This window comes from Pseudomonas sp. 18058, assembly GCF_902706155.1.
Lineage (GTDB): Bacteria > Pseudomonadota > Gammaproteobacteria > Pseudomonadales > Pseudomonadaceae > Aquipseudomonas > Aquipseudomonas rustica.
Genome location: NZ_CACSJY010000036.1, coordinates 1 through 20,935, shown reverse-complemented (window position 1 = coordinate 20,935; position 20,935 = coordinate 1). Strand labels below are relative to the sequence as shown.

Here is a 20,935-nt window from a genome sequence, read left to right as displayed (position 1 = left end):
GATCCTCATGGCCCTCTACGTGGCCGGCGAATGTGGCTAATCAGGGGTGCTGCAAAGTGGCTACGCAAGGTGTAAAGAATCTGTCTTGGTGTTGGGGCGAGTGTGGGCCCGGCGCGGGGCGCAACCTTATCCATGGGCGACATGATGCAATCTGTTCCCGACGCGCAACCCCCGGTGGTTGGGGGCTGGTCGCGATAAGTATGCCGATGTCGCGGATAGGTAAACGGGCGGTTCGCGCTATACGCAGAATCGCCGACATGAGGCCGACAGTCGGCCGTGGAGAACAGCATGTCCAACAGCTTCCTGAATCCGGTCACCACCCAGACCTGGGCCAATGGCCGACACATCGTCCGTTGCGTCAAAGTCATCCAGGAAACCTGGGACGTGCGCACCTTCTGCTTTATGGCCGACCAGCCGATCCTGTTCTTCTTCAAGCCCGGGCAGTTCGTGACCCTGGAGCTGGAAATCGAAGGCCAGCCGATCATGCGTTCGTACACCATTTCCAGTTCGCCGTCGGTGCCGTACAGCTTTTCGGTGACGATCAAACGCGTGCCGGGCGGCAAGGTCTCGAACTGGTTGCACGACACGCTGCATGAAGGGCAGGAGTTGGCGGTGCACGGGCCGGTCGGGCTGTTCAACGCCATCGACTTCCCAAGCCCGAAAGTCCTCTATCTCAGCGGCGGCGTCGGCATTACGCCGTGCATGTCGATGGCGCGCTGGTTCTACGACACCAACGCCAACGTCGACATGACCTTTATCCACAGTGCGCGCTCGCCGAAAGACATCATTTACCACCGCGAGCTGGAACACATGGCGTCGCGGATCGACAACTTCAGCCTGCACCTGATTTGTGAGAAGCACGGCTTGGGTGAGCCGTGGGCCGGGTATCGCGGTTACCTGAACCACAAGATGCTGGAACTGATGGTGCCGGACTTCCTTGAGCGCGAAGTGTTCTGCTGCGGGCCGACGCCGTACATGAATGCGGTCAAGCGGTTGCTGGAAGTGGCTGGTTACGACATGTCGCGTTATCACGAGGAATCGTTCGGTGCCACGCCGCCCGAGGCCCGTGCCGATGCGGTGGAACAGGCGGAGCAAGCTGCGGATGCACCGGAAATCGATATCGCCGATCTGCATCAGGTCGAGTTCACCTCGTCCGGCAAGAGCATCCGTGTGGCACCGGGCGAGACCGTACATGCGGCGGCGGCCAAACTTGGGTTGATGATTCCGAAAGCCTGCGGGATGGGGATTTGCGGGACGTGCAAGGTGCTGAAGCTGGGTGGCGAGGTGGAGATGGAGCACAACGGTGGGATTACCGAGGACGACGAGGCCGAAGGGTTTATTTTGTCGTGCTGCAGTGTGCCTAAAGGTGATGTGCGTATCGAGTTTTAATGGGCGACGCCATTCCAATGTGGGAGCGGGCTTGCTCGCGAAAGCGCTGTGTCATTCAACGGTGATGTTGGCTGATTCGACGCCTTCGCGAGCAAGCCCGCTCCCACAGGGGTTATGCGTTTTAATCGATGAACAGGTCGGGCATCAGGGTTGTGGTGCTGCCCGGTTCAAAGCGGTAATGATCAAATTCAGTCACGCCGCTCTCGCGCAAAATTTCTTCATCGATCAATAGCCGCCCGGTGATCTGCCGATCGCGGCTATCCAGAATCACATGCGCCGCATCCGCCATGATCGCTGGCGTTCGCGCCTGCTTGAACGACTCCCGATTCCCCAGTTGAAACTCAATCGCCGCCGTGGCAATCATCGTCTGCGGCCATAACGAATTCACGCTGATTCCGTACGCGGCAAACTCCTCACTCATCCCCAGCGTCAGCATGCTCATGCCGTACTTGGTCACGGTGTACGGGCTGAACTGCGCGAACCATTTGTTCGCCAGATTCAGCGGTGGCGACAGATTGAGGATGTGCCCCGAGGATTTCTTCAGATAGGGCAGGGCGGCCTGGCTGCACAGCAGCACCGCGCGGGTGTTGATCTGGTGCATCAGGTCGAAGCGTTTGAGCTCGATGTGTTGCACACCAGTGAGTTTGATTGCCCCGGCGTTGTTCACCAGCGCATCGATGCCGCCGAAATGTTCGTTGGCCTGGGCGAGAGCCTGGCGCACGCCATCCTCATCACGCACATCCACCTGCAACGCCAACGCCTTGCCGCCCGCCGCTTCGACTTCAGCGGCGACGCTGTGGATGGTGCCGGGCAGTTTGGCGTGGGGTTCGGCGCTTTTCGCCGCAATCACGATATTTGCCCCGTCCCTCGCGGCACGCAGCGCAATCTCACGGCCAATGCCACGGCTGGCGCCGGTGATGAACAGGGTTTTGCCTTGTAACGACATGCCGATGCTCCTGCTTATTGTTATATGAGTGAAGGGCTCGACAGACAATGTAGACCAAGCAGATCAGGTAACGCTGTCTCCGCCATGATCGTTCCCACGCTCCGCGTGGGAATGCAGCCGTCGAGGCTCCGCGTCATAGCGGTGCTCAGCTTTACGTCTATGGTGAGGCTGGAACGCGGAGCGTCCCGAGAGGCATTCCCACGCGGAGCGTGGGAACGATCAGTGCGGAGGTCGGGCGGACTCAATTTGCTCGTTCCCATGCTCCGCGTGGGAATGCAGCCGGGACGCTCTGCGTCCCATCATTACCAGCACTGAGCCTTAATCAGCCCCGGCATTCCCGCGTAGTCTCTAGCGCTCGAATAACGCCAATGCTCCGGCAAGTCCACATACCCGCGTTTCACTGGATTGTCGTGGATGTATTCAAGCTTCTGACGCATCACCGATTCGCTGTAGACCATTTCTGCGTGTGAACCTTCCTGCCACAACTGGTAAACCCGATCCTGCTTATGCGCGCGCTGGCTAAAGCGCAAGCGTTGCAGAGCTTTGTCGGCACCTTTGCTTTGCAGATCATCGATGATTTGTCGCGCGGTGAAAGATTTGAATTGGCTGAGGCATTTACTCAGGTCGGGCGCCTGAGCGACGAAGTGAAGATGGTTTTCCAGAATCACGTAGCCGTACAGCTTCAAGTCATGGTGGGTCTGTTGATAACGCCAGCAGTTGAGCAGGTGGTCGACGATGTACGGGCGGATGAATAACGGCAACCACTCCATGATCGTGCAAGTCAGGAAATGCGGTTTGTCGGTTTCAGTAATGGTGTAGCGGCTGCGGCCCATGGGATTCTTCCTTGAATCTTGCGGTGCGACGGGAATGGAACGCGGAGCGTCCCGGGAGGCGTTTCCACGCAGAGCGTGGTAACGATCAGGGTGAGGCGGGTGGGATGATCGCGCTAGAAGAGAAGTCTGGTATTACGGTGGGAAAAGTCATCCTCGGCCGAAGATCGATCCCACGCTCTGCGTGGGAATGCAGCCATTGACGCTCTGCGTCATAGCGGTGTTTAGCGTCTGGGGATGGAACGCGGAGCGTCCCGGGAGGCGTTCCCACGCGGAGCGTGGGAACGATCAGTGCGCTGGCGTCAGGTCAGGCGGACATGACTTCGCGGATGTCGCGGGCGAGTTCGCGGACGCGTTCTTCTTCGGTGTCCCACGAGCACATGAAGCGTGCGCCGCCCTTGCCGATGAAGGTGTAGAAACGCCAGTTCTTCGCGGTCAGCGCGGCGATCGCCGGTTCCGACAATTGCAGGAACACGCCGTTGGCCTGCACCGGGAACATCAGTTCGACGCCGGGAATGTCGCTGACCAGTTCTGCGAGCAATTGCGCGCAGTGGTTGGCGTGGCGCGCGTATTTCAGCCATGCATCGGTTTCGAGGATGCCGACCCACGGGGCCGACAAGAAGCGCATTTTCGACGCCAACTGACCGGCCTGTTTGCAGCGATAGTCGAAGTCTTCCGCCAGTTTGTGGTTGAAGAACAGGATCGCTTCACCCACGGCCATGCCGTTTTTGGTGCCGCCAAAGCACAGCACATCGACACCGGCCTTCCAGGTCAGATCCGCTGGCGAGCAGCCGAGGAAGGCGCAGGCGTTGGAGAAGCGCGCGCCGTCCATGTGCAGGTGCAGGCCCAGTTCTTTGCAAGTGGCGCTGATGGCGCGAACTTCTTCCGGAGTGTAGACGCTGCCGACTTCGGTGGCTTGGGTCAGGGTGACCACGCGCGGTTTCGGGTAGTGGATGTCCTGGCGCTTGAGCGCGACTTCGCGGATCGACTGCGGGGTGATTTTGCCGTTTTCAGTGCCGGCGATCAGCAGTTTCGAGCCGTTGGAGAAGAATTCCGGGGCGCCGCATTCGTCGGTTTCGACGTGGGCGGTTTCCGAGCAGATCACGCTGTGGTAACTCTGGCACAGCGACGACAGGGCCAGCGAGTTGGCGGCGGTGCCGTTGAAGGCGAAGAACACTTCGCAGTCGGTTTCAAACAATTGGCGGAAATGGTCGGACGCGCGTGCGGTCCATTCATCGTCGCCGTAAGCGCGCTGGTGGCCGTGGTTGGCCTGTTCCATGGCAGCCCAGGCTTCAGGGCAGATACCGGAATAGTTGTCGCTGGCGAATTGTTGGCTCTTGTCGGTCATGGCCGGCTTCCGTGGTCGAGACTCTTGTGAAGGCTCGTGGTCAATGATGGTGCGCACTTTACCGAAGATCTTCCGGGGAGCACACGAGATGTCGCTGTCTGAACATTACAAGGATGCAGGCCGATTATGCACCTGAGAAAACGCGACGGCGCGCTGGATCTGCTCAAGTGGCTGGCGCTGCTGAGCATGTTGCTCGATCACCTGCGATATGTCGGGTTCTCCGCCGATTGGCTGTACGTGCCGGGACGATTGGCATTTCCGTGGTTTTGCCTGGCGATGGCGGCGAATCTTTCGCGCGATGGTTCGCGGAAGATGGAGTGGCGCTATCTGGGGTGGTTGTTGCTGTTCAGTGCGGTGAGTGAGATTCCGTATCGGTTGTACATTCCCGAGCCGGATACGTTGAATGTGATGCCTACGCTGGCGCTGGGCTTGCTGGTGGCGCGGGGGTGGCAGGATCCATCGGTGATGTCGCGATTGCTCGGTGTTGCTGCACTGGTGCTGGCGATGGTTTTCCCGGAGCGGCTGATGTTCGGGTTCTTCGGTGTTTTGTTGCCGCTGGCGATGCTGCTGGTGTTTCGTCGGCCGTGGTATTTCAGCCTGTTGCCGGGATTGGTATGCCTCGCAGCGAATCAATGGCAAGTGCTTTACTACTCGGCGAGGTTCGGCAGTAGCGTGGCCATTCTTGGGATTGCCGCGTGTCTGTTTGCGCCAGTGCTCGGAATGTTCCTGTTGCGACATGTGCGACATCTGCAGCCACCGCCAATGCGTCGCTGGGCTTACGCCCTTTATCCCGCGCATTTCCTCCTATTGCTCGCCGTCCGCCAGTTGCTCGCCTAACCCCTGTAGGAGCTGCCGAAGGCTGCGATCTTTTGATCTTGAAAATCAAAGTCAAAAGATCGCAGCCTTCGGCAGCTCCTACAGGGGGATGCATTCTTTGGGTCATTTCCAGCCATGTCGTAAACGCACCTTTGCGTGGCGTCCGCAGGCATTTGAGCTGTCTGCGCCGGTCATACCATCGGCATCAAAGGGCACTGCCGTGATTGCCAGTGCCTTACCGAGACGAATGGCGCACAGATGCCGCTGGGAGAGACGCGATGTTCAGCAAGCAAGACCAGATCCAGGGTTACGACGATGCACTGCTGGCGGCGATGAATGCCGAGGAGCAACGTCAGGAAGATCACATCGAGCTGATCGCGTCGGAGAACTACACCAGCAAACGCGTGATGGAAGCGCAAGGCAGCGGCCTGACCAACAAATACGCCGAAGGCTATCCGGGCAAGCGCTACTACGGTGGCTGCGAGCATGTGGATAAAGTCGAAGCACTGGCCATTGAACGCGCCAAGCAACTGTTCGGCGCCGATTACGCCAACGTCCAGCCGCACTCCGGTTCTTCGGCCAACAGTGCTGTGTACCTGGCGCTGATTCAGCCGGGCGACACCATCCTCGGCATGAGCCTCGCTCACGGCGGTCACCTGACCCACGGCGCCAAAGTGTCGTCCTCGGGCAAGCTCTACAACGCTGTGCAGTACGGCATCAACACCGACACCGGTTTGATCGATTACGACGAAGTGGAACGTCTCGCCGTCGAATCCAAGCCAAAAATGATCGTCGCCGGTTTCTCCGCTTACTCGAAGACCCTCGACTTCCCGCGCTTCCGTCAGATCGCTGACAAGGTTGGCGCGCTGCTCTTCGTCGACATGGCCCACGTCGCCGGCCTGGTTGCCGCCGGTCTGTACCCGAACCCGCTGCCGTACGCCGACGTGGTCACCACCACCACGCACAAAACCCTGCGCGGCCCACGTGGCGGGCTGATCCTGGCCAAGTCCAACGAAGAGATCGAGAAGAAGCTCAACGCCGCCGTATTCCCCGGCGCTCAGGGCGGCCCGCTGATGCACGTCATCGCCGGTAAAGCCGTGTGCTTCAAGGAAGCGCTGGAGCCGGGCTTCAAGGCTTATCAGCAACAAGTGATCGACAACGCTCAGGCGATGGCCAGCGTGTTTATCAAACGTGGCTACGATGTAGTGTCCGGCGGTACCGACAACCATTTGTTCCTGGTCAGCCTGATCCGTCAGGGCCTGACCGGTAAAGACGCCGACGCCGCCCTTGGCCGTGCGCACATCACCGTCAACAAGAACGCGGTGCCGAATGACCCGCAATCGCCGTTCGTGACCTCGGGCCTGCGCATCGGCACCCCGGCCGTCACTACGCGCGGTTTCAAGGTGACCCAGTGCGAAGTGTTGGCTGGCTGGATCTGCGACATCCTCGACAACCTCGGTGATGCCGATGTCGAGGCCAATGTTGCCCAGCAAGTGTCGGCCCTGTGCGCAGACTTCCCGGTTTATCGCTGAGTGTTCTGGAGTAACTGACTATGCAACGCTATTCGGGCTTCGGCCTCTTCAAACACTCCCTCAGCCACCACGAAAACTGGCAGCGCATGTGGCGCACGCCGACGCCGAAGAAAGTCTACGACGTGGTCATCGTCGGCGGCGGCGGGCACGGTCTGGCGACTGCCTACTACTTGGCGAAAGAGCACGGCATCACCAATGTCGCCGTGGTCGAAAAGGGCTGGCTGGGCGGCGGTAACACCGCGCGAAACACCACCATCGTTCGCTCCAACTACCTGTGGGACGAGTCGGCGCATCTTTACGAACACGCGATGAAATTGTGGGAAGGCCTGTCACAGGATCTGAACTACAACGTGATGTTCTCCCAGCGCGGCGTCTACAACCTGTGCCACACCCTGCAGGACATTCGTGATTCCGAGCGTCGGGTCAGCGCCAACCGCCTCAACGGCGTCGATGGCGAACTGCTCAACGCCAAACAAGTGGCTGACGAGATTCCGTACCTCGACTGCTCGAAGAACACCCGCTACCCAGTGATGGGCGCGACCGTTCAGCGTCGCGGCGGCGTCGCCCGTCACGATGCCGTGGCCTGGGGCTTTGCCCGTGCCGCCGACGCTCTTGGTGTGGACTTGATCCAGCAGACCGAAGTGATCGGTTTCCGCAAGGAAAACGGCGTGTGCATCGGTGTTGAAACCAACAAGGGTTTCATCGGTGCCAAGCGCGTCGGCGTGGTCACCGCCGGTAACTCCGGGCACATGGCCAAGCTCGCCGGTTTCCGTCTGCCGATCGAATCCCACCCGCTGCAAGCGCTGGTGTCCGAGCCGATCAAGCCGATTATCGACAGCGTGATCATGTCCAACGCCGTGCACGGTTACATCAGCCAGTCCGACAAGGGCGACCTGGTGATCGGCGCCGGTATCGACGGCTACAACGGCTACGGCCAGCGCGGTTCGTACCCGGTGATCGAGCACACCATTCAGGCCATCGTCGAGATGTTCCCGGTGTTATCGCGCGTACGCATGAACCGCCAGTGGGGCGGCATCGTCGACACCACCCCGGACGCTTGCCCGATCATTTCGAAAACCCCGGTACCGAACATGTTCTTCAACTGCGGTTGGGGCACCGGTGGCTTCAAGGCAACGCCTGGCTCGGGCAACGTGTTTGCCGCGAGTCTGGCCAAGGGTGAAATGCACCCGTTGGCCGCACCTTTCTCCATCGACCGTTTCCACAACGGTGCGTTGATCGATGAACACGGCGCTGCTGCGGTTGCCCACTAACAGGAGAAATCCCCATGTTGCATATCTTCTGTCCTCACTGCGGCGAACTGCGCTCCGAAGAGGAATTCCACGCATCCGGTCAGGCGCACATTCCGCGCCCGCTCGACCCTGGCGCCTGCACCGACGAGGAGTGGGGCGACTACATGTTCTTCCGCGATAACCCGCGCGGTCTGCACCACGAGTTGTGGGATCACGTCGCCGGTTGCCGCCAGTACTTCAACGTCACCCGCGACACCGTGACCTACGAGATTCTCGAAACCTACAAGATCGGCACCAAGCCGCAATTCACCGACAAGGCTGATTCGGCGAAAACAGCCACGACGGCGCTGGGAGAGAAGGTATGAGCCAGACCAATCGCCTGTCCAACGGTGGACGGATCGACCGCAACAAAGTGCTGAGCTTCACCTTCAACGGTCAGAGCTACAAAGGCTTCGAGGGTGACTCGCTGGCCGCCGCGCTGATCGCCAACGGCGTCGACATCATTGGCCGCAGCTTCAAGTATTCGCGTCCTCGCGGTATCTTCGCTGCCGGTGCCGAAGAGCCGAATGCGGTGCTGCAGATCGGCGCGACCGAAGCCACGCAAATCCCCAACGTGCGCGCCACGCAACAGGCGCTGTATCAAGGTTTGGTCGCGACCAGCACCAACGGCTGGCCGAGCGTCAACAACGACATGATGGGCATTCTCGGCAAGGTCGGCGGCAAGCTGATGCCGCCGGGTTTCTACTACAAAACCTTCATGTACCCGCAATCGTTCTGGATGACTTACGAGAAGTACATCCGCAAGGCTGCCGGTCTGGGCCGCTCGCCGACCGAAGTTGATCCGGACACCTACGACTACATGAACCAGCACTGCGACGTGCTGATCGTCGGCGCTGGCCCGGCCGGTCTCGCCGCTGCCTTGGCCGCGGCGCGCAGCGGTGCCCGAGTGATTCTGGCCGATGAGCAGGAAGAGTTCGGCGGCAGCCTGCTCGACTCGCGTGAAAGCCTCGACGGCAAACCGGCGATGGAATGGGTCGCCAGCGTCATCACCGAATTGAAGAACACCCCGGACGTGCTGCTGTTGCCGCGCGCCACGGTCAACGGTTACCACGACCACAACTTCCTGACCATTCACGAACGCCTTACCGATCACCTCGGTGACCGCGCGCCGATCGGTCAGGTGCGTCAGCGTATTCACCGGGTTCGCGCCAAGCGTGTGGTGCTGGCGACCGGTGCCTGCGAGCGTCCGCTGGTTTACGGCAACAACGATGTGCCGGGCAACATGCTCGCTGGTGCGGTGTCGACTTACGTGCGCCGTTATGGCGTGGCGCCGGGCAAGAAACTGGTGCTGTCGACCAACAACGATCACGCCTATCGCGTGGCGCTGGACTGGCTCGACGCCAGTCTGCAAGTGGTCGCCATCGCCGATGCGCGCAGCAATCCGCGTGGTGCATTGGTGGAAGAAGCACGCGCCAAAGGCATTCGGATTCTCACTGGCAGCGCCGTGATCGAGGCCCGTGGCAGCAAGCGCGTCACCGCTGCTCGCGTTGCTGCGATCGATGTCAAAGCGCACGCCGTGACCAGTCCGGGCGAGTGGCTCGATTGCGATGTAGTTGCCAGTTCCGGCGGTTACAGCCCGGTCGTTCACCTGGCTTCGCACCTCGGTGGCAAGCCGACCTGGCGTGAAGACATCCTCGGTTTCGTACCGGGCGAAGCACCGCAGAAACGCGTGTGCGTCGGTGGCATCAACGGTGTTTACGGTCTCGGCGATTCGCTGGCTGACGGTTTTGAAGGTGGCGTGCGCGCTGCCAGTGAAGCCGGTTTCGCTGCGGTCGAAGGCACTTTACCGAAAGCTCTCAGCCGTCATGAAGAACCGACGCTGGCGCTGTTTCAGGTGCCACATGAAAAGAACACCGCACGGGCGCCGAAGCAATTCGTCGACCTGCAGAACGACGTCACCGCTGCAGCGATTGAGCTGGCAACTCGCGAAGGTTTTGAGTCGGTCGAGCACGTCAAACGCTACACCGCGCTGGGCTTCGGCACCGATCAGGGCAAACTCGGCAACGTCAACGGTCTGGCCATCGCGGCCCGTTCGCTGAACGTGACCATCCCGCAGATGGGCACCACGATGTTCCGCCCGAACTACACGCCGGTAACTTTCGGCGCCGTGGCCGGTCGTCACTGTGGGCACATCTTCGAGCCGGTGCGTCACACCGCGCTGCATGCCTGGCATGTGAAAAATGGCGCAGAGTTTGAAGACGTCGGTCAGTGGAAGCGTCCATGGTACTTCCCGAAAAACGGTGAAGACCTGCACACCGCCGTGAAGCGCGAATGCAAAGCCGTGCGCGACAGCGTCGGCCTGCTCGACGCCTCGACCCTCGGCAAGATCGACATCCAGGGTCCGGATGCCCGCGAGTTTCTTAACCGCGTGTACACCAACGCCTGGACCAAGCTCGACGTGGGCAAGGCTCGCTACGGTTTGATGTGCAAAGAAGACGGCATGGTCTTCGACGACGGTGTCACGGCGTGCCTGGCCGACAACCATTTCGTCATGACCACCACCACTGGCGGCGCGGCTCGCGTGCTGCAGTGGCTGGAGCTTTACCACCAGACCGAATGGCCGGACATGAAGGTTTACTTCACCTCCGTCACCGACCACTGGGCGACCATGACCCTGTCCGGGCCGAACAGTCGCCAGCTGCTCAGCGCCGTGACCGACATTGATCTGAGCAACGAAGCGTTCCCGTTCATGACCTGGAAAGAAGGTCTGGTCGGCGGCGTGCCGGCGCGGGTGTTCCGCATTTCGTTCACCGGTGAGCTGTCGTACGAAGTCAACGTCCAGGCCGACTATGCGATGGGCGTGCTGGAGAAAATCGTCGAGGCCGGCAAGCAGTACAACCTGACCCCGTACGGCACTGAAACCATGCACGTGCTGCGTGCCGAGAAGGGTTTCATCATCGTTGGTCAGGACACTGACGGTTCGATGACCCCGGACGACTTGAACATGGGCTGGTGCGTGGGTCGCACCAAACCGTTCTCGTGGATCGGCCAGCGTGGGATGAACCGTGAAGACTGCGTGAAAGATCAGCGTAAGCAACTGGTCGGTCTGAAGCCGATCGATCCGAACGTGTGGTTGCCGGAAGGTGCGCAGTTAGTGTTCAACACCAAGCAGGCGATCCCTATGACCATGGTTGGCCACGTGACTTCCAGTTACGCGCACAACTCCCTCGGTTATTCGTTTGCCATGGGTGTGGTCAAGGGCGGTCTGAAGCGCCTCGGTGAGCGGGTGTTTGCACCGCTGGCCGATGGCAGCGTGATCGAGGCGGAAATCGTTTCTTCGGTGTTCTTCGATCCGAAGGGTGATCGGCAGAACATCTGACACTGATCGTTCCCACGCTCTGCGTGGGAATGCATCCCGGGACGCTCTGCGTCCCAAGAGCGGACGCAGAGCGTCCATGGCGGCATTCCCACGCAGAGCGTGGGAACGATCAAGAATTCAGGAAGGTGCTTTATGACCACAGCCAACGTGTACCAACAACGCCCGACCACCGGGGCCAAGGCCGAGTCGTCGCTGCACCATGCCGACCTCGCCAGCCTGGTCGGCAAGGGCCGCAAAAACGCCGGCGTAATCGTGCGTGAAAAGAAACTCCTCGGTCACCTGACCATCCGTGGCGATGGCCACGATGCCGCGTTCGCCGCCGGTGTCCACAAGGCCCTGGGCATCGAACTGCCCGGCGCGCTGAGCGTCATCGTCAAAGGTGAAACCAGCCTGCAATGGATGGGCCCGGACGAGTGGCTGCTGATCGTCCCGAGCGGCGAAGAGTTCGCCGCCGAACAGAAACTGCGTGAAGCGCTGGGCGATCTGCACGTTGCGATCGTCAACGTCAGCGGCGGCCAGCAAGTGCTCGAACTGAGCGGGCCGAACGTGCGTCAGGTGCTGATGAAGTCGACCAGCTACGACGTGCACCCGAATAATTTTCCGGTGGGTAAAGCGGTGGGCACGGTGTTCGCCAAGTCGCAGCTGATGATTCGGCATACGGCTGAGGACACTTGGGAACTGCTGATTCGTCGCAGTTTTTCGGATTACTGGTGGTTGTGGTTGCAGGATGCTTCGGCTGAGTACGGGTTGAGCGTTCAGGCCTGATAGATCAAGAGCCACCCCCTCACCCCAGCCCTCTCCCCCAGGGGGGAGAGGGGGAAAGGGAGCCGATCTCGGGTGTTTTTGCGATCTGCAGTCACCTTCATATTTTCAGGTCGGCGTAGCTCGAAAGAACACCTCGGTCAGTCCCCTCTCCCTCTGGGAGAGGGCTAGGGTGAGGGAAAAACCTGACACCCCGCATAAGAACAGGAGTCACCGCACCATGAGCCGCGCCCCAGACACATGGATTCTGACCGCCGACTGCCCCAGCGTCCTCGGCACCGTGGACGCGGTCACGCGTTTTCTGTTCGAGCAGGGTTGCTACGTCACCGAGCACCACTCGTTCGATGACCGCCTCTCCGGGCGTTTTTTCATCCGCGTGGAATTCCGCCAGCCCGACGGCTTCGACGAGCAATCCTTCCGCGCCGGCTTAGCCGAACGCGGCCAGGCCTTCGGCATGATCTTCGAGCTGACCGCGCCGAACTACCGGCCAAAAGTGGTGATCATGGTTTCCAAGGCCGATCACTGCCTCAACGACTTGCTCTACCGCCAGCGCATCGGCCAGTTGTCGATGGACGTTGCTGCCGTCGTCTCCAACCACCCGGATTTGAAACCGCTGGCCGACTGGCACCAGATTCCCTACTACCATTTCCCCCTCGACCCCAACGACAAGCCGTCGCAGGAGCGTCAGGTGTGGCAGGTGATCGAAGAATCCGGCGCCGAACTGGTGATCCTCGCCCGCTACATGCAGGTGCTGTCGCCGGAGTTGTGCCGCAAGCTCGATGGCAAGGCAATCAACATTCATCACTCGCTGCTGCCGGGTTTCAAGGGCGCCAAGCCGTATCACCAGGCTTATAACAAAGGCGTGAAACTGGTCGGCGCGACGGCGCATTACATCAATAACGATCTGGATGAAGGGCCGATCATTGCCCAGGGTGTCGAGGCGGTGGATCACAGTCATTACCCTGAGGATCTGATCGCCAAGGGGCGCGATATTGAAGGCCTGACCTTGGCGCGGGCAGTGGGGTATCACATTGAGCGGAGGGTGTTTCTCAACGCCAATCGCACGGTCGTTCTTTAAATTTTGGGGCTGCTTCGCAACCCATCGCGGGCAAGCCTTGCTCCTACAAGTGAGCACCTGTAGGAGCAAGGCTTGCCCGCGAAGACGTCCCCACAAGCAACACAAGAAACAGCATCTGTACCCGAGCACTTAACGCGCTGCCTGCCTGGGCAACGCGGTTCCATAAAAACAACAGCGAGGTGAAAGCATGTCTGGCAATCGTGGTGTGGTGTATCTCGGCGCGGGCAAGGTCGAAGTACAGAAAATCGACTATCCGAAAATGCAGGACCCGCGCGGTCGCAAGATCGAGCACGGGGTCATTCTCAAAGTGGTTTCCACCAACATCTGCGGCTCCGACCAACACATGGTGCGCGGCCGTACCACGGCGCAGACCGGTCTGGTGCTGGGCCACGAGATCACTGGCGAGGTGATCGAAAAAGGCTCCGACGTCGAAAACCTGAAAATCGGTGATCTGGTCTCCGTACCGTTCAACGTTGCCTGCGGGCGCTGCCGTTCCTGCAAAGAGCAACACACCGGCGTCTGCCTGACCGTGAACCCGGCCCGTGCCGGCGGCGCTTACGGTTACGTCGACATGGGCGACTGGACCGGCGGCCAGGCCGAATACGTGCTGGTGCCGTACGCCGACTTCAACCTGCTGAAACTGCCGGATCGCGACAAGGCCATGGAGAAAATCCGCGACCTGACCTGCCTCTCCGACATTCTCCCGACCGGTTATCACGGCGCCGTTACTGCCGGCGTTGGTCCGGGCAGCACCGTTTACATCGCTGGCGCTGGCCCGGTCGGTCTGGCCGCTGCCGCTTCTGCACGTCTGCTCGGTGCTGCGGTGGTGATCATCGGCGACGTCAACACCATCCGTTTGGCCCACGCCAAGGCGCAAGGTTTTGAAATCGTCGACCTGTCGAAAGACGCGCCGCTGCACGAACAAATCGCCGCGCTGCTCGGCGAGCCGGAAGTGGATTGCGCGGTGGACTGCGTCGGTTTCGAAGCACGCGGTCATGGCCATGACGGCGCGAAATCGGAAGCACCGGCCACCGTGCTCAACTCGCTGATGGGCGTGGTGCGTGTTGCCGGCAAAATCGGTATTCCGGGCCTGTACGTCACCGAGGATCCGGGTGCCGTCGACGCCGCCGCGAAAATGGGCAGCCTGAGCATCCGTTTCGGTCTGGGCTGGGCGAAATCCCACAGCTTCCACACCGGGCAAACCCCAGTGATGAAGTACAACCGCCAACTGATGCAAGCGATCATGTGGGATCGCATCAACATTGCCGAAGTGGTGGGTGTGCAGGTGATCAGCCTGGATCAGGCGCCGGAAGGGTACGGCGAGTTCGATGCGGGCGTGCCGAAGAAGTTTGTGATTGATCCGCATAAGTTGTTTAGTGCGGCGTAGGGCTTAAGCGCAATTCAAAACGGCGACCTCAAGGTTGCCGTTTTTTGTTGGAAGGCAAGGTCAGAAGTTACCCTCACCCCAGCCCTCTCCCGGAGGGAGAGGGGGCCGACCGAGGTGTTCTAAGTTTTGCATCGACCTGAGGAATCCAGTCGATTATGGATTCAGCAGAAATCTTTCACGTCGGCGTATTGCGTCAATATCCCCCAATCAGTCCCCTCTCCCTCCGGGAGAGGGCTAGGGTGAGGGGCTTTGCTTTACAGTGCCGCCAACGCCCCTTGATACAGCACCGGCCCAGTCGGCTGCCCGGTCGGCGAACCACCCTTAGGCTCCAGACTCACCGCCAACGCAATCGGCTGCCCGATCAAAACCTTCTGCGCCTCGCTCAACTCAACCTTGCCTTTACCCCCCGCCGGAATCACCCCCAGCGAAATCGGTTTGCCATCCGCCGGAATCGCCCACAGTTCCAGACTGCGATCCGCTTCAACCGCCGCCAGCGTCAGCGGCTCGACCTGCAGATAATCTTCATGCGCCTCGACTTTCAGCGCCGGTTGCGCATTGGCCGTCAACAGCGTCGCGGTGTAGCGAGCATCATCACGGTTGTACAGCGAACCGAGGAACACCAGCACAACAATTGAACAGGCCGCCGCCATAACGCGAAGCCAGTTCCAGAACGGACGTTTCTCTGGCACATGCAGCACTTGCGGTTCGATGCGCGCGGTAATGCCTTGCCACACTCGATCGGGCACCGGATGTTCCGGCAGGGATTCGGTAAGGCTCACCAGCGTTTCCTGCCATTGCGCGACTTCCGCTCGCAACGCCGCGTCGTCCAGCAGCAACTGCTCAAACCGTCGCCGCGCAGGCGCCGACATCAGACCGATCGCGTAATCCGCCGCCAGGGCGCGGCGCAGGGCAGGGGTCTGGTAGTTCATGATTCAAGGCACCGGCGCAGGCGTTCCATGCCTCGGCGGATCCACGATTTCACCGAGCCCAGCGGCGCGGCCAAATGTTCGGCGAGTTCCGAGCAGGACAAGCCGTGAAAGTAGGCGACGGTGATCGATTGGCGCTGCATGCCTTCGAGGGTTTCCAGGCAGCGATTGAGGGCGTGAGCCTCACGGGCGCTGCTCAATTGATCGTGGGCCGAGGGGCTTTCGTCCTGCAGGGCGTCCTGTTCGAGGTCGGTCAGCGGCCGGTCGCGGTGTTTGCGCAACTGGTCGATGGCCTGATTGCGGGTGATGTTGATCATCCAGGTCATCGGCGCCGACAGATGCGATTCGTAGCGCGAGGCGTTGTTCCAGATCCGTACGAAGGCTTCCTGCAACACTTCTTCGGCCAGATCCGGGCGACCCATGAAACGCAGGGCCACGCCGTGCAGGCGCGGGCCGACGCTGCGGTACAAGGTTTCGAAGGCGCGCCGATCACCCAGTGAACACTGGGCCAACAGCTGCCTCAGCTGATCGGTCTCGGCGGTGGAAATAACGACTCTCCAGGCAATGGATGGGCGACGAGGGCTAGACTCGGGCTGTTCACAGGCTAGTTCAGCGACAGCGGTTGTGCCATTCATCGCGACAATTCCAGGGTTTCACGATTCATATACGTGAGACGGGGGAAAATGGATGCTCTGCACCGGAACATGCCGGCGTATCCTCGGTCAAACCGGCAGTTTCGCTGCCCATTGACGGGTAGTTTTCACAGCGCAAGAGGATGTCTGAATGAAGATTTCACGCGGTTTTGCCTTGGCATCACTCATGACCCTGGCGGCGAGCCCGGCCTTTGCCGGTTTCAGTCTGGACGACGTCACCAAGGCCGCTGCAAGCATGCAGGGCGGCAACGCTGCCACTGCCGCAGCGCCGACCTCGGAAACGGCCGGTTTGCTGCAAGCCGTCACCGGTCTGGGGGTTACGCCACAACAAGCCGTTGGCGGCACCAGTGCCATGTTGGGTCTGGCCAAGAACCAATTGAGCAGCACTGATTATTCGCAGTTGGCCAAAGAAGTGCCGGGCATCGACAAGCTGTCGGGCGGTAGCGGCAACCTGGCGGCGTTGAGCGGGTTGCTGGGTCAGTCCGGCAAATCCGCCGGTCTGGAAAATGCCTTGGGTAACGTCAAGGACACCAATGACCTGAACAACGCCTTTGGTGCGTTGGGCATGGACAGCGGCATGGTCGGCCAGTTTGCCCCGGTACTGCTCAAGTACCTGGGTGACCAAGGCGTCGGCGGTTCGCTGCTGACCAGCCTAGGCAGCATCTGGGGCGTCGGCGCCGGTAGCTGAGTCAGCGCCGCTCGTCGCGCAGTTCGGCGATGCGCTGATCCTTCTCGTTCCAGAGCTGGTTGACCCAGCTCTGGACGGTCTGGCGAAACGCCGGATCATTTTCGTAATCGCCCTGCCACAGCGCCGGGTCGAGTTCGCGGGTCTTGATGTCGATGATGACTCTCGGCACGTTGCCGCTGATCAAATCCCAGAATCCTGGAATCCGTGCCTGTGGATAAACCACCGTCACGTCGAGGATGGCATCCAGCTGTTCACCCATCGCCGCCAACACAAACGCCACGCCGCCCGCCTTGGGTTTGAGCAAGTGGTTGAACGGTGATTGTTGTTCGGCGCTTTTCGCCGCTGTATAGCGCGTGCCTTCCAGATAATTCACCACGGTCACTGGCTGACGCTTGAACAGCTCGCAGGCCTGTTTGGTGATTTCCAGATCCTTGCCCGCCAGCTCCGGGTTCTTCGCCAGAAACGCCTTGGTGTAGCGCTTCATGAACGGGTAATCCAGCGCCCACCACGCCAGCCCCAGAAACGGCACCCAGATCAGCTCTTTCTTGAGGAAGAATTTGAAGAACGGCGTGCGCCGGTTCAGCGTCTGGATCAGCGCCGGAATGTCGACCCACGATTGGTGGTTGCTGATCACCAGATACGACGTGTCGCCGCGCAGGCCTTCGCCGCCGCGAATGTCCCATTCGGTGGGAATGCACAGGCGGAAAATCAGCTTGTCGATTTCAGCCCAGGTCTCGGCGATCCACATCACCGCCCCCGACGCATAGTCGCGCCAGCGGCCCGGCGCGACCAGTTTGAGCAGGGCAAACACCAGCAACGGCCCGATCAGGATCAGGGTGTTGAGCAACAGCAGCAGGGTGACGAAACAGCCGGTGAGCAGGCGGCGCATAAGCAACTCTATGACGTGGGTTGGGCGCGTCATGATAAGCAGCTTCGCGCGGCAGGCCAAATCGGCGCTGACGAATGTTTCACTTTATTCGCGTTAACCTGATCGTTCCCACGCTCTGCGTGGTAACGCCGCCCGGGACGCTCCGCGTCCCTGTGACGCAGAGCGTCACTGGATGCATGCCCACGCAGAGCGTGGGAACGATCAAGCGCGCAACGGTCTAAAATCCCGTTGCCCAACTCCCCAAGGAAGCCCCTTACGTGAAATCCCTCCTTGCACTGTTTGCCCTCGTCGCCCTGCCGGTCATGGCCGCCGAGCCGACCCTGTACGGCCGCTACGAATACATCGCGCTGCCGGAAATCGGCGGTGAAGTGCTCAAGGCCAAGATGGACACCGGCGCGCTGACCGCCTCGCTGTCGGCCAAGGACATCGAAACCTTCACCCGCGACGGCGAAGACTGGGTGCGCTTCCGCCTCGGCACCAAAGACGCCAGCAACAAAGTCTACGAACACAAAGTCGCACGGATCAGCAAGATCAAGAGCCGCTCGGATGAAGAGGACGAGGGTGAAAGCACCGAAGTCGCCAAACGCCCGGTGGTCGATCTGGAGCTGTGCCTGGGCGACGTCAAGCGTACCGTTGAGGTCAACCTGACCGACCGCAGCAACTTCAATTACCCGTTGCTGATCGGTGCCAAAGCCTTGCGTGAATTCGGCGCTGCTGTAAACCCGGCACGTCGCTTCACCGCCGACAAACCTGACTGCTGAGCCAAGTGGTCTCATTGACGTGACGTCAGGCTTGGGGCACCGTTCGCGCACTCAACCACGGGCTCGGACGCCATGCCTCATATCCTGATTGTCGAAGACGAAGCGGCGATTGCCGACACGCTGATTTTCGCCCTGCAAGGCGAGGGTTTTGGCACCACGTGGCTGAGCCTCGGCGCGGCGGCGCTGGAACATCAGCGGCAGACGCCGGCCGACCTGATCATCCTCGACATCGGCCTGCCGGACATCAGCGGCTTCGAAACCTGCAAACAGCTGCGACGTTTCAGCGAAGTGCCGGTGCTGTTCCTCAGCGCTCGCGATGCCGAGATTGATCGCGTGGTCGGGCTGGAGATCGGCGCCGACGACTATGTGGTCAAACCGTTCAGCCCTCGGGAAGTGGCGGCACGGGTCAAAGCCATCCTCAAACGCATGGCGCCGCGCCCGCCGATTGAAGCCACCTCGGCGTTATTTCGTATCGATCCCGAGCGCGTACAAATCATCTATCGCGGCCAGACGTTAAGCCTGACCCGCCACGAATTCCGTCTGCTGCAATGCCTGCTCGAACAACCCGAACGGGTGTTCAGCCGCGAGCAATTGCTCGATGCGCTGGGCGTCGCGGCCGATGCCGGTTACGAACGCAGCATCGACAGCCATATCAAAAGCGTACGCGCCAAACTGCGGCTGGTGCGCGCCGACGCCGAACCGATCCAGACCCATCGCGGCCTCGGTTACAGCTACAGCCCGGGGCACAGCTGATGTCGTTGGGGCTGCGGATTTTTCTGGTGTACGTGCTGTTTATCGGCCTGACCGGTTATTTCGTGCTCAACACGGTGATGGAAGAAATTCGCCCCGGCGTGCGCCAGTCCACCGAAGAAACCCTGGTGGATACCGCGAATCTGATGGCGGAAATACTTCGTGACGATTTCAAGGCCGGCACCCTCAGCGAAAATCGCTGGCCCGAATTGCTCCGCGCTTATGGTGATCGCCAGCCGCAAGCGACGATCTGGGGCTTGCCGAAAAATCAGGTCAATCACCGTATCTATGTAACCGACGCCAAAGGCATCGTTTTACTCGATTCCAGCGGCGTTGCGGTGGGTCAGGATTACTCGCGCTGGAACGACGTCTACCTGACCTTGCGCGGAGAATACGGCGCGCGTTCGACCCGCAGCGATCCGAACGACGCGAGCTCGTCGGTGATGCACGTCGGTGCGCCGATCCGCGATAACGGCAAGATCATCGGCGTGGTCACCGTGGCCAAACCCAACAGCTCATTGCAGCCTTACGTTGATCGCACCGAGCGACGTTTGCTGTTTTACGGCGCCGGTTTGATCGGCCTCGGTCTGCTGTTCGGCGCGTTGCTGTCGTGGTGGCTGAGTCGCGCGCTGCACCGCTTGACCGGTTATGCCCAAGCCGTGAGCGAAGGGCGCCGTGTTGAAGTACCGCACTATCGCGGTGGCGAACTGGAGCAACTCGCCACCGCCGTGGAACAGATGCGCACGCAACTGGAAGGCAAGGCCTACGTCGAGCGTTACGTGCATACGTTGACCCATGAACTGAAAAGTCCATTGGCGGCGATTCGTGGCGCGGCGGAATTGCTGCAAGGCGACATGCCGCCGATCCAGCGCCTGCGCTTTGTCGGCAACATCGACAGCGAAAGTGCGCGGATGCAGCAGCTGATCGAGCGGTTGTTGAACCTGGCGCAGGTCGAACAACGGCAAGGCCTGGAAGAGCGGGTTGCGGTGCCGTTGGCGGTGTTGGTGGATGAACTGTTGCAGGCGCAGGCGGCGCGGATTGAAGGGAAGCAGTTGCGAATCGAGCAGACGATTGCGGCGGATCTGTTGTTGATGGGCGAGCCGTTTCTGTTGCGTCAGGCGCTGGGTAATCTGTTGGAGAATGCGCTGGATTTCACCCCGAAGCAGGGGCTTTTGCGTTTCAGTGCCGAGCGGGTTGGTGAGCAGATTGAATTTCGTTTGTTCAATGAAACAGCGGCGATTCCCGGTTACGCGCTGCCGCGATTGACCGAGCGTTTTTACTCGCTGCCGCGCCCGGACAGCGGCCGCAAGAGCACGGGGCTTGGGCTTAATTTTGTTGAAGAAGTGGTGAAGTTGCATGGTGGTTCGATGCTGATTCGCAATGTCGAAAATGGTGTGGAAGTGACATTGCGCTTGTCCTGAAATTATCAAAAGATCGCAGCCTTCGGCAGCTCCTACATGGATTGTATATATCCGTAGGAGCTGCCGAAGGCTGCGATCTTTTGATCTTTCCACACAATCTCCATATTCCCCCCACAAAACCCCCACACCC

At 60.4% G+C, this 20,935-nt stretch carries 19 protein-coding genes; 13 read left to right on the top strand and 6 right to left on the bottom strand.

Features of this window, described 5'->3' with window-relative positions; genetic code table 11:
* The first annotated feature begins 288 nt into the window (after positions 1 to 288).
* On the top strand, positions 289 to 1,389 hold the full coding sequence (gene gbcB, locus GVL50_RS19070; protein ID WP_053124547.1) for a glycine-betaine demethylase subunit GbcB: 1,101 nt from the start codon (positions 289 to 291) through the stop codon (positions 1,387 to 1,389).
* A gap of 121 nt (positions 1,390 to 1,510) precedes the next feature.
* Here the strand turns inward: gbcB and GVL50_RS19065 are convergent, their stop codons facing one another.
* From GVL50_RS19065 to GVL50_RS19055, 3 genes are all read right to left on the bottom strand, one after another.
* On the bottom strand, positions 1,511 to 2,335 hold the full coding sequence (locus GVL50_RS19065) for an NAD(P)-dependent oxidoreductase (RefSeq protein ID WP_159814741.1): 825 nt from the start codon (positions 2,333 to 2,335) through the stop codon (positions 1,511 to 1,513).
* Positions 2,336 to 2,637: 302 nt separating this feature from the next.
* Complete coding sequence (locus tag GVL50_RS19060) at positions 2,638 to 3,168, bottom strand: transposase (RefSeq protein WP_159814740.1); 531 nt, start codon at positions 3,166 to 3,168, stop codon at positions 2,638 to 2,640.
* Between the two features lie 304 nt (positions 3,169 to 3,472).
* Positions 3,473 to 4,513, bottom strand: coding sequence for a low specificity L-threonine aldolase (locus GVL50_RS19055; protein WP_008084160.1), 1,041 nt, complete (start codon positions 4,511 to 4,513; stop codon positions 3,473 to 3,475).
* A 126-nt stretch (positions 4,514 to 4,639) separates the two neighbouring features.
* Between GVL50_RS19055 and GVL50_RS19050 the strand changes: the two genes are divergently transcribed.
* From GVL50_RS19050 to fdhA, 8 genes are all read left to right on the top strand, one after another.
* Positions 4,640 to 5,350, top strand: a complete 711-nt coding sequence (locus GVL50_RS19050) for a TraX family protein (protein ID WP_159814739.1) — start codon at positions 4,640 to 4,642, stop codon at positions 5,348 to 5,350.
* 257 nt (positions 5,351 to 5,607) lie between these two features.
* Positions 5,608 to 6,861: a serine hydroxymethyltransferase gene (locus GVL50_RS19045; RefSeq protein WP_008086924.1), complete on the top strand. Its 1,254-nt coding sequence runs from the start codon at positions 5,608 to 5,610 to the stop codon at positions 6,859 to 6,861.
* A gap of 20 nt (positions 6,862 to 6,881) precedes the next feature.
* Positions 6,882 to 8,132: a sarcosine oxidase subunit beta gene (locus tag GVL50_RS19040; RefSeq protein WP_003206307.1), complete on the top strand. Its 1,251-nt coding sequence runs from the start codon at positions 6,882 to 6,884 to the stop codon at positions 8,130 to 8,132.
* A 14-nt stretch (positions 8,133 to 8,146) separates the two neighbouring features.
* The gene (locus tag GVL50_RS19035; RefSeq protein ID WP_007913119.1) at positions 8,147 to 8,476 is read left to right on the top strand and encodes a sarcosine oxidase subunit delta; all 330 of its coding nucleotides are present in this window, start codon (positions 8,147 to 8,149) and stop codon (positions 8,474 to 8,476) included.
* A complete protein-coding gene (locus tag GVL50_RS19030) occupies positions 8,473 to 11,490 on the top strand; it encodes a sarcosine oxidase subunit alpha (RefSeq protein WP_159814738.1) in 3,018 nt (1,005 codons plus the stop codon). Before GVL50_RS19035 ends, GVL50_RS19030 begins: the two co-directional genes overlap by 4 nt.
* A 132-nt stretch (positions 11,491 to 11,622) precedes the next feature.
* Entirely contained in the window at positions 11,623 to 12,255 is a 633-nt protein-coding gene (locus GVL50_RS19025) for a sarcosine oxidase subunit gamma (RefSeq protein ID WP_053124537.1), read from the top strand.
* A gap of 217 nt (positions 12,256 to 12,472) precedes the next feature.
* Positions 12,473 to 13,330, top strand: coding sequence for a formyltetrahydrofolate deformylase (gene purU / locus GVL50_RS19020; protein WP_008086918.1), 858 nt, complete (start codon positions 12,473 to 12,475; stop codon positions 13,328 to 13,330).
* Positions 13,331 to 13,517: 187 nt separating this feature from the next.
* A complete protein-coding gene (fdhA, locus tag GVL50_RS19015; protein WP_008086916.1) occupies positions 13,518 to 14,717 on the top strand; it encodes a formaldehyde dehydrogenase, glutathione-independent in 1,200 nt (399 codons plus the stop codon).
* Between the two features lie 254 nt (positions 14,718 to 14,971).
* Here the strand turns inward: fdhA and GVL50_RS19010 are convergent, their stop codons facing one another.
* Complete coding sequence (locus GVL50_RS19010; protein ID WP_159814737.1) at positions 14,972 to 15,646, bottom strand: anti-sigma factor domain-containing protein; 675 nt, start codon at positions 15,644 to 15,646, stop codon at positions 14,972 to 14,974.
* Positions 15,643 to 16,278 (bottom strand): sigma-70 family RNA polymerase sigma factor, encoded by a 636-nt coding sequence (locus GVL50_RS19005; protein ID WP_159814736.1) that lies wholly within the window; start codon positions 16,276 to 16,278, stop codon positions 15,643 to 15,645. The genes GVL50_RS19010 and GVL50_RS19005 overlap by 4 nt, the downstream gene beginning before the upstream one ends.
* A 148-nt stretch (positions 16,279 to 16,426) precedes the next feature.
* Here GVL50_RS19005 and GVL50_RS19000 point away from each other — a divergent pair, with 148 nt between their 5' ends.
* Complete coding sequence (locus tag GVL50_RS19000; protein ID WP_053124529.1) at positions 16,427 to 16,984, top strand: DUF2780 domain-containing protein; 558 nt, start codon at positions 16,427 to 16,429, stop codon at positions 16,982 to 16,984.
* A 1-nt stretch (position 16,985) separates the two neighbouring features.
* On the opposite strand, the gene GVL50_RS18995 is transcribed toward GVL50_RS19000, so the two are convergent.
* Positions 16,986 to 17,873, bottom strand: coding sequence for an acyltransferase (locus GVL50_RS18995; RefSeq protein WP_159814735.1), 888 nt, complete (start codon positions 17,871 to 17,873; stop codon positions 16,986 to 16,988).
* Positions 17,874 to 18,130: 257 nt separating this feature from the next.
* On the opposite strand from GVL50_RS18995, the gene GVL50_RS18990 reads away from it, so the two are divergent.
* The 3 genes from GVL50_RS18990 to creC all read left to right on the top strand — a co-directional run bounded on the left by GVL50_RS18990 (position 18,131) and on the right by creC (position 20,805).
* Positions 18,131 to 18,634 carry an ATP-dependent zinc protease gene (locus GVL50_RS18990; RefSeq protein WP_053124525.1) on the top strand — a complete coding sequence of 168 codons (504 nt, stop codon included), beginning with the start codon at positions 18,131 to 18,133 and terminating at the stop codon, positions 18,632 to 18,634.
* A gap of 72 nt (positions 18,635 to 18,706) precedes the next feature.
* Positions 18,707 to 19,387: a two-component system response regulator CreB gene (gene creB, locus GVL50_RS18985; RefSeq protein WP_159814734.1), complete on the top strand. Its 681-nt coding sequence runs from the start codon at positions 18,707 to 18,709 to the stop codon at positions 19,385 to 19,387.
* Positions 19,387 to 20,805 carry a two-component system sensor histidine kinase CreC gene (gene creC, locus GVL50_RS18980; RefSeq protein WP_159814733.1) on the top strand — a complete coding sequence of 473 codons (1,419 nt, stop codon included), beginning with the start codon at positions 19,387 to 19,389 and terminating at the stop codon, positions 20,803 to 20,805. The genes creB and creC overlap by 1 nt, the downstream gene beginning before the upstream one ends.
* The last annotated feature ends 130 nt before the right edge of the window (positions 20,806 to 20,935 follow it).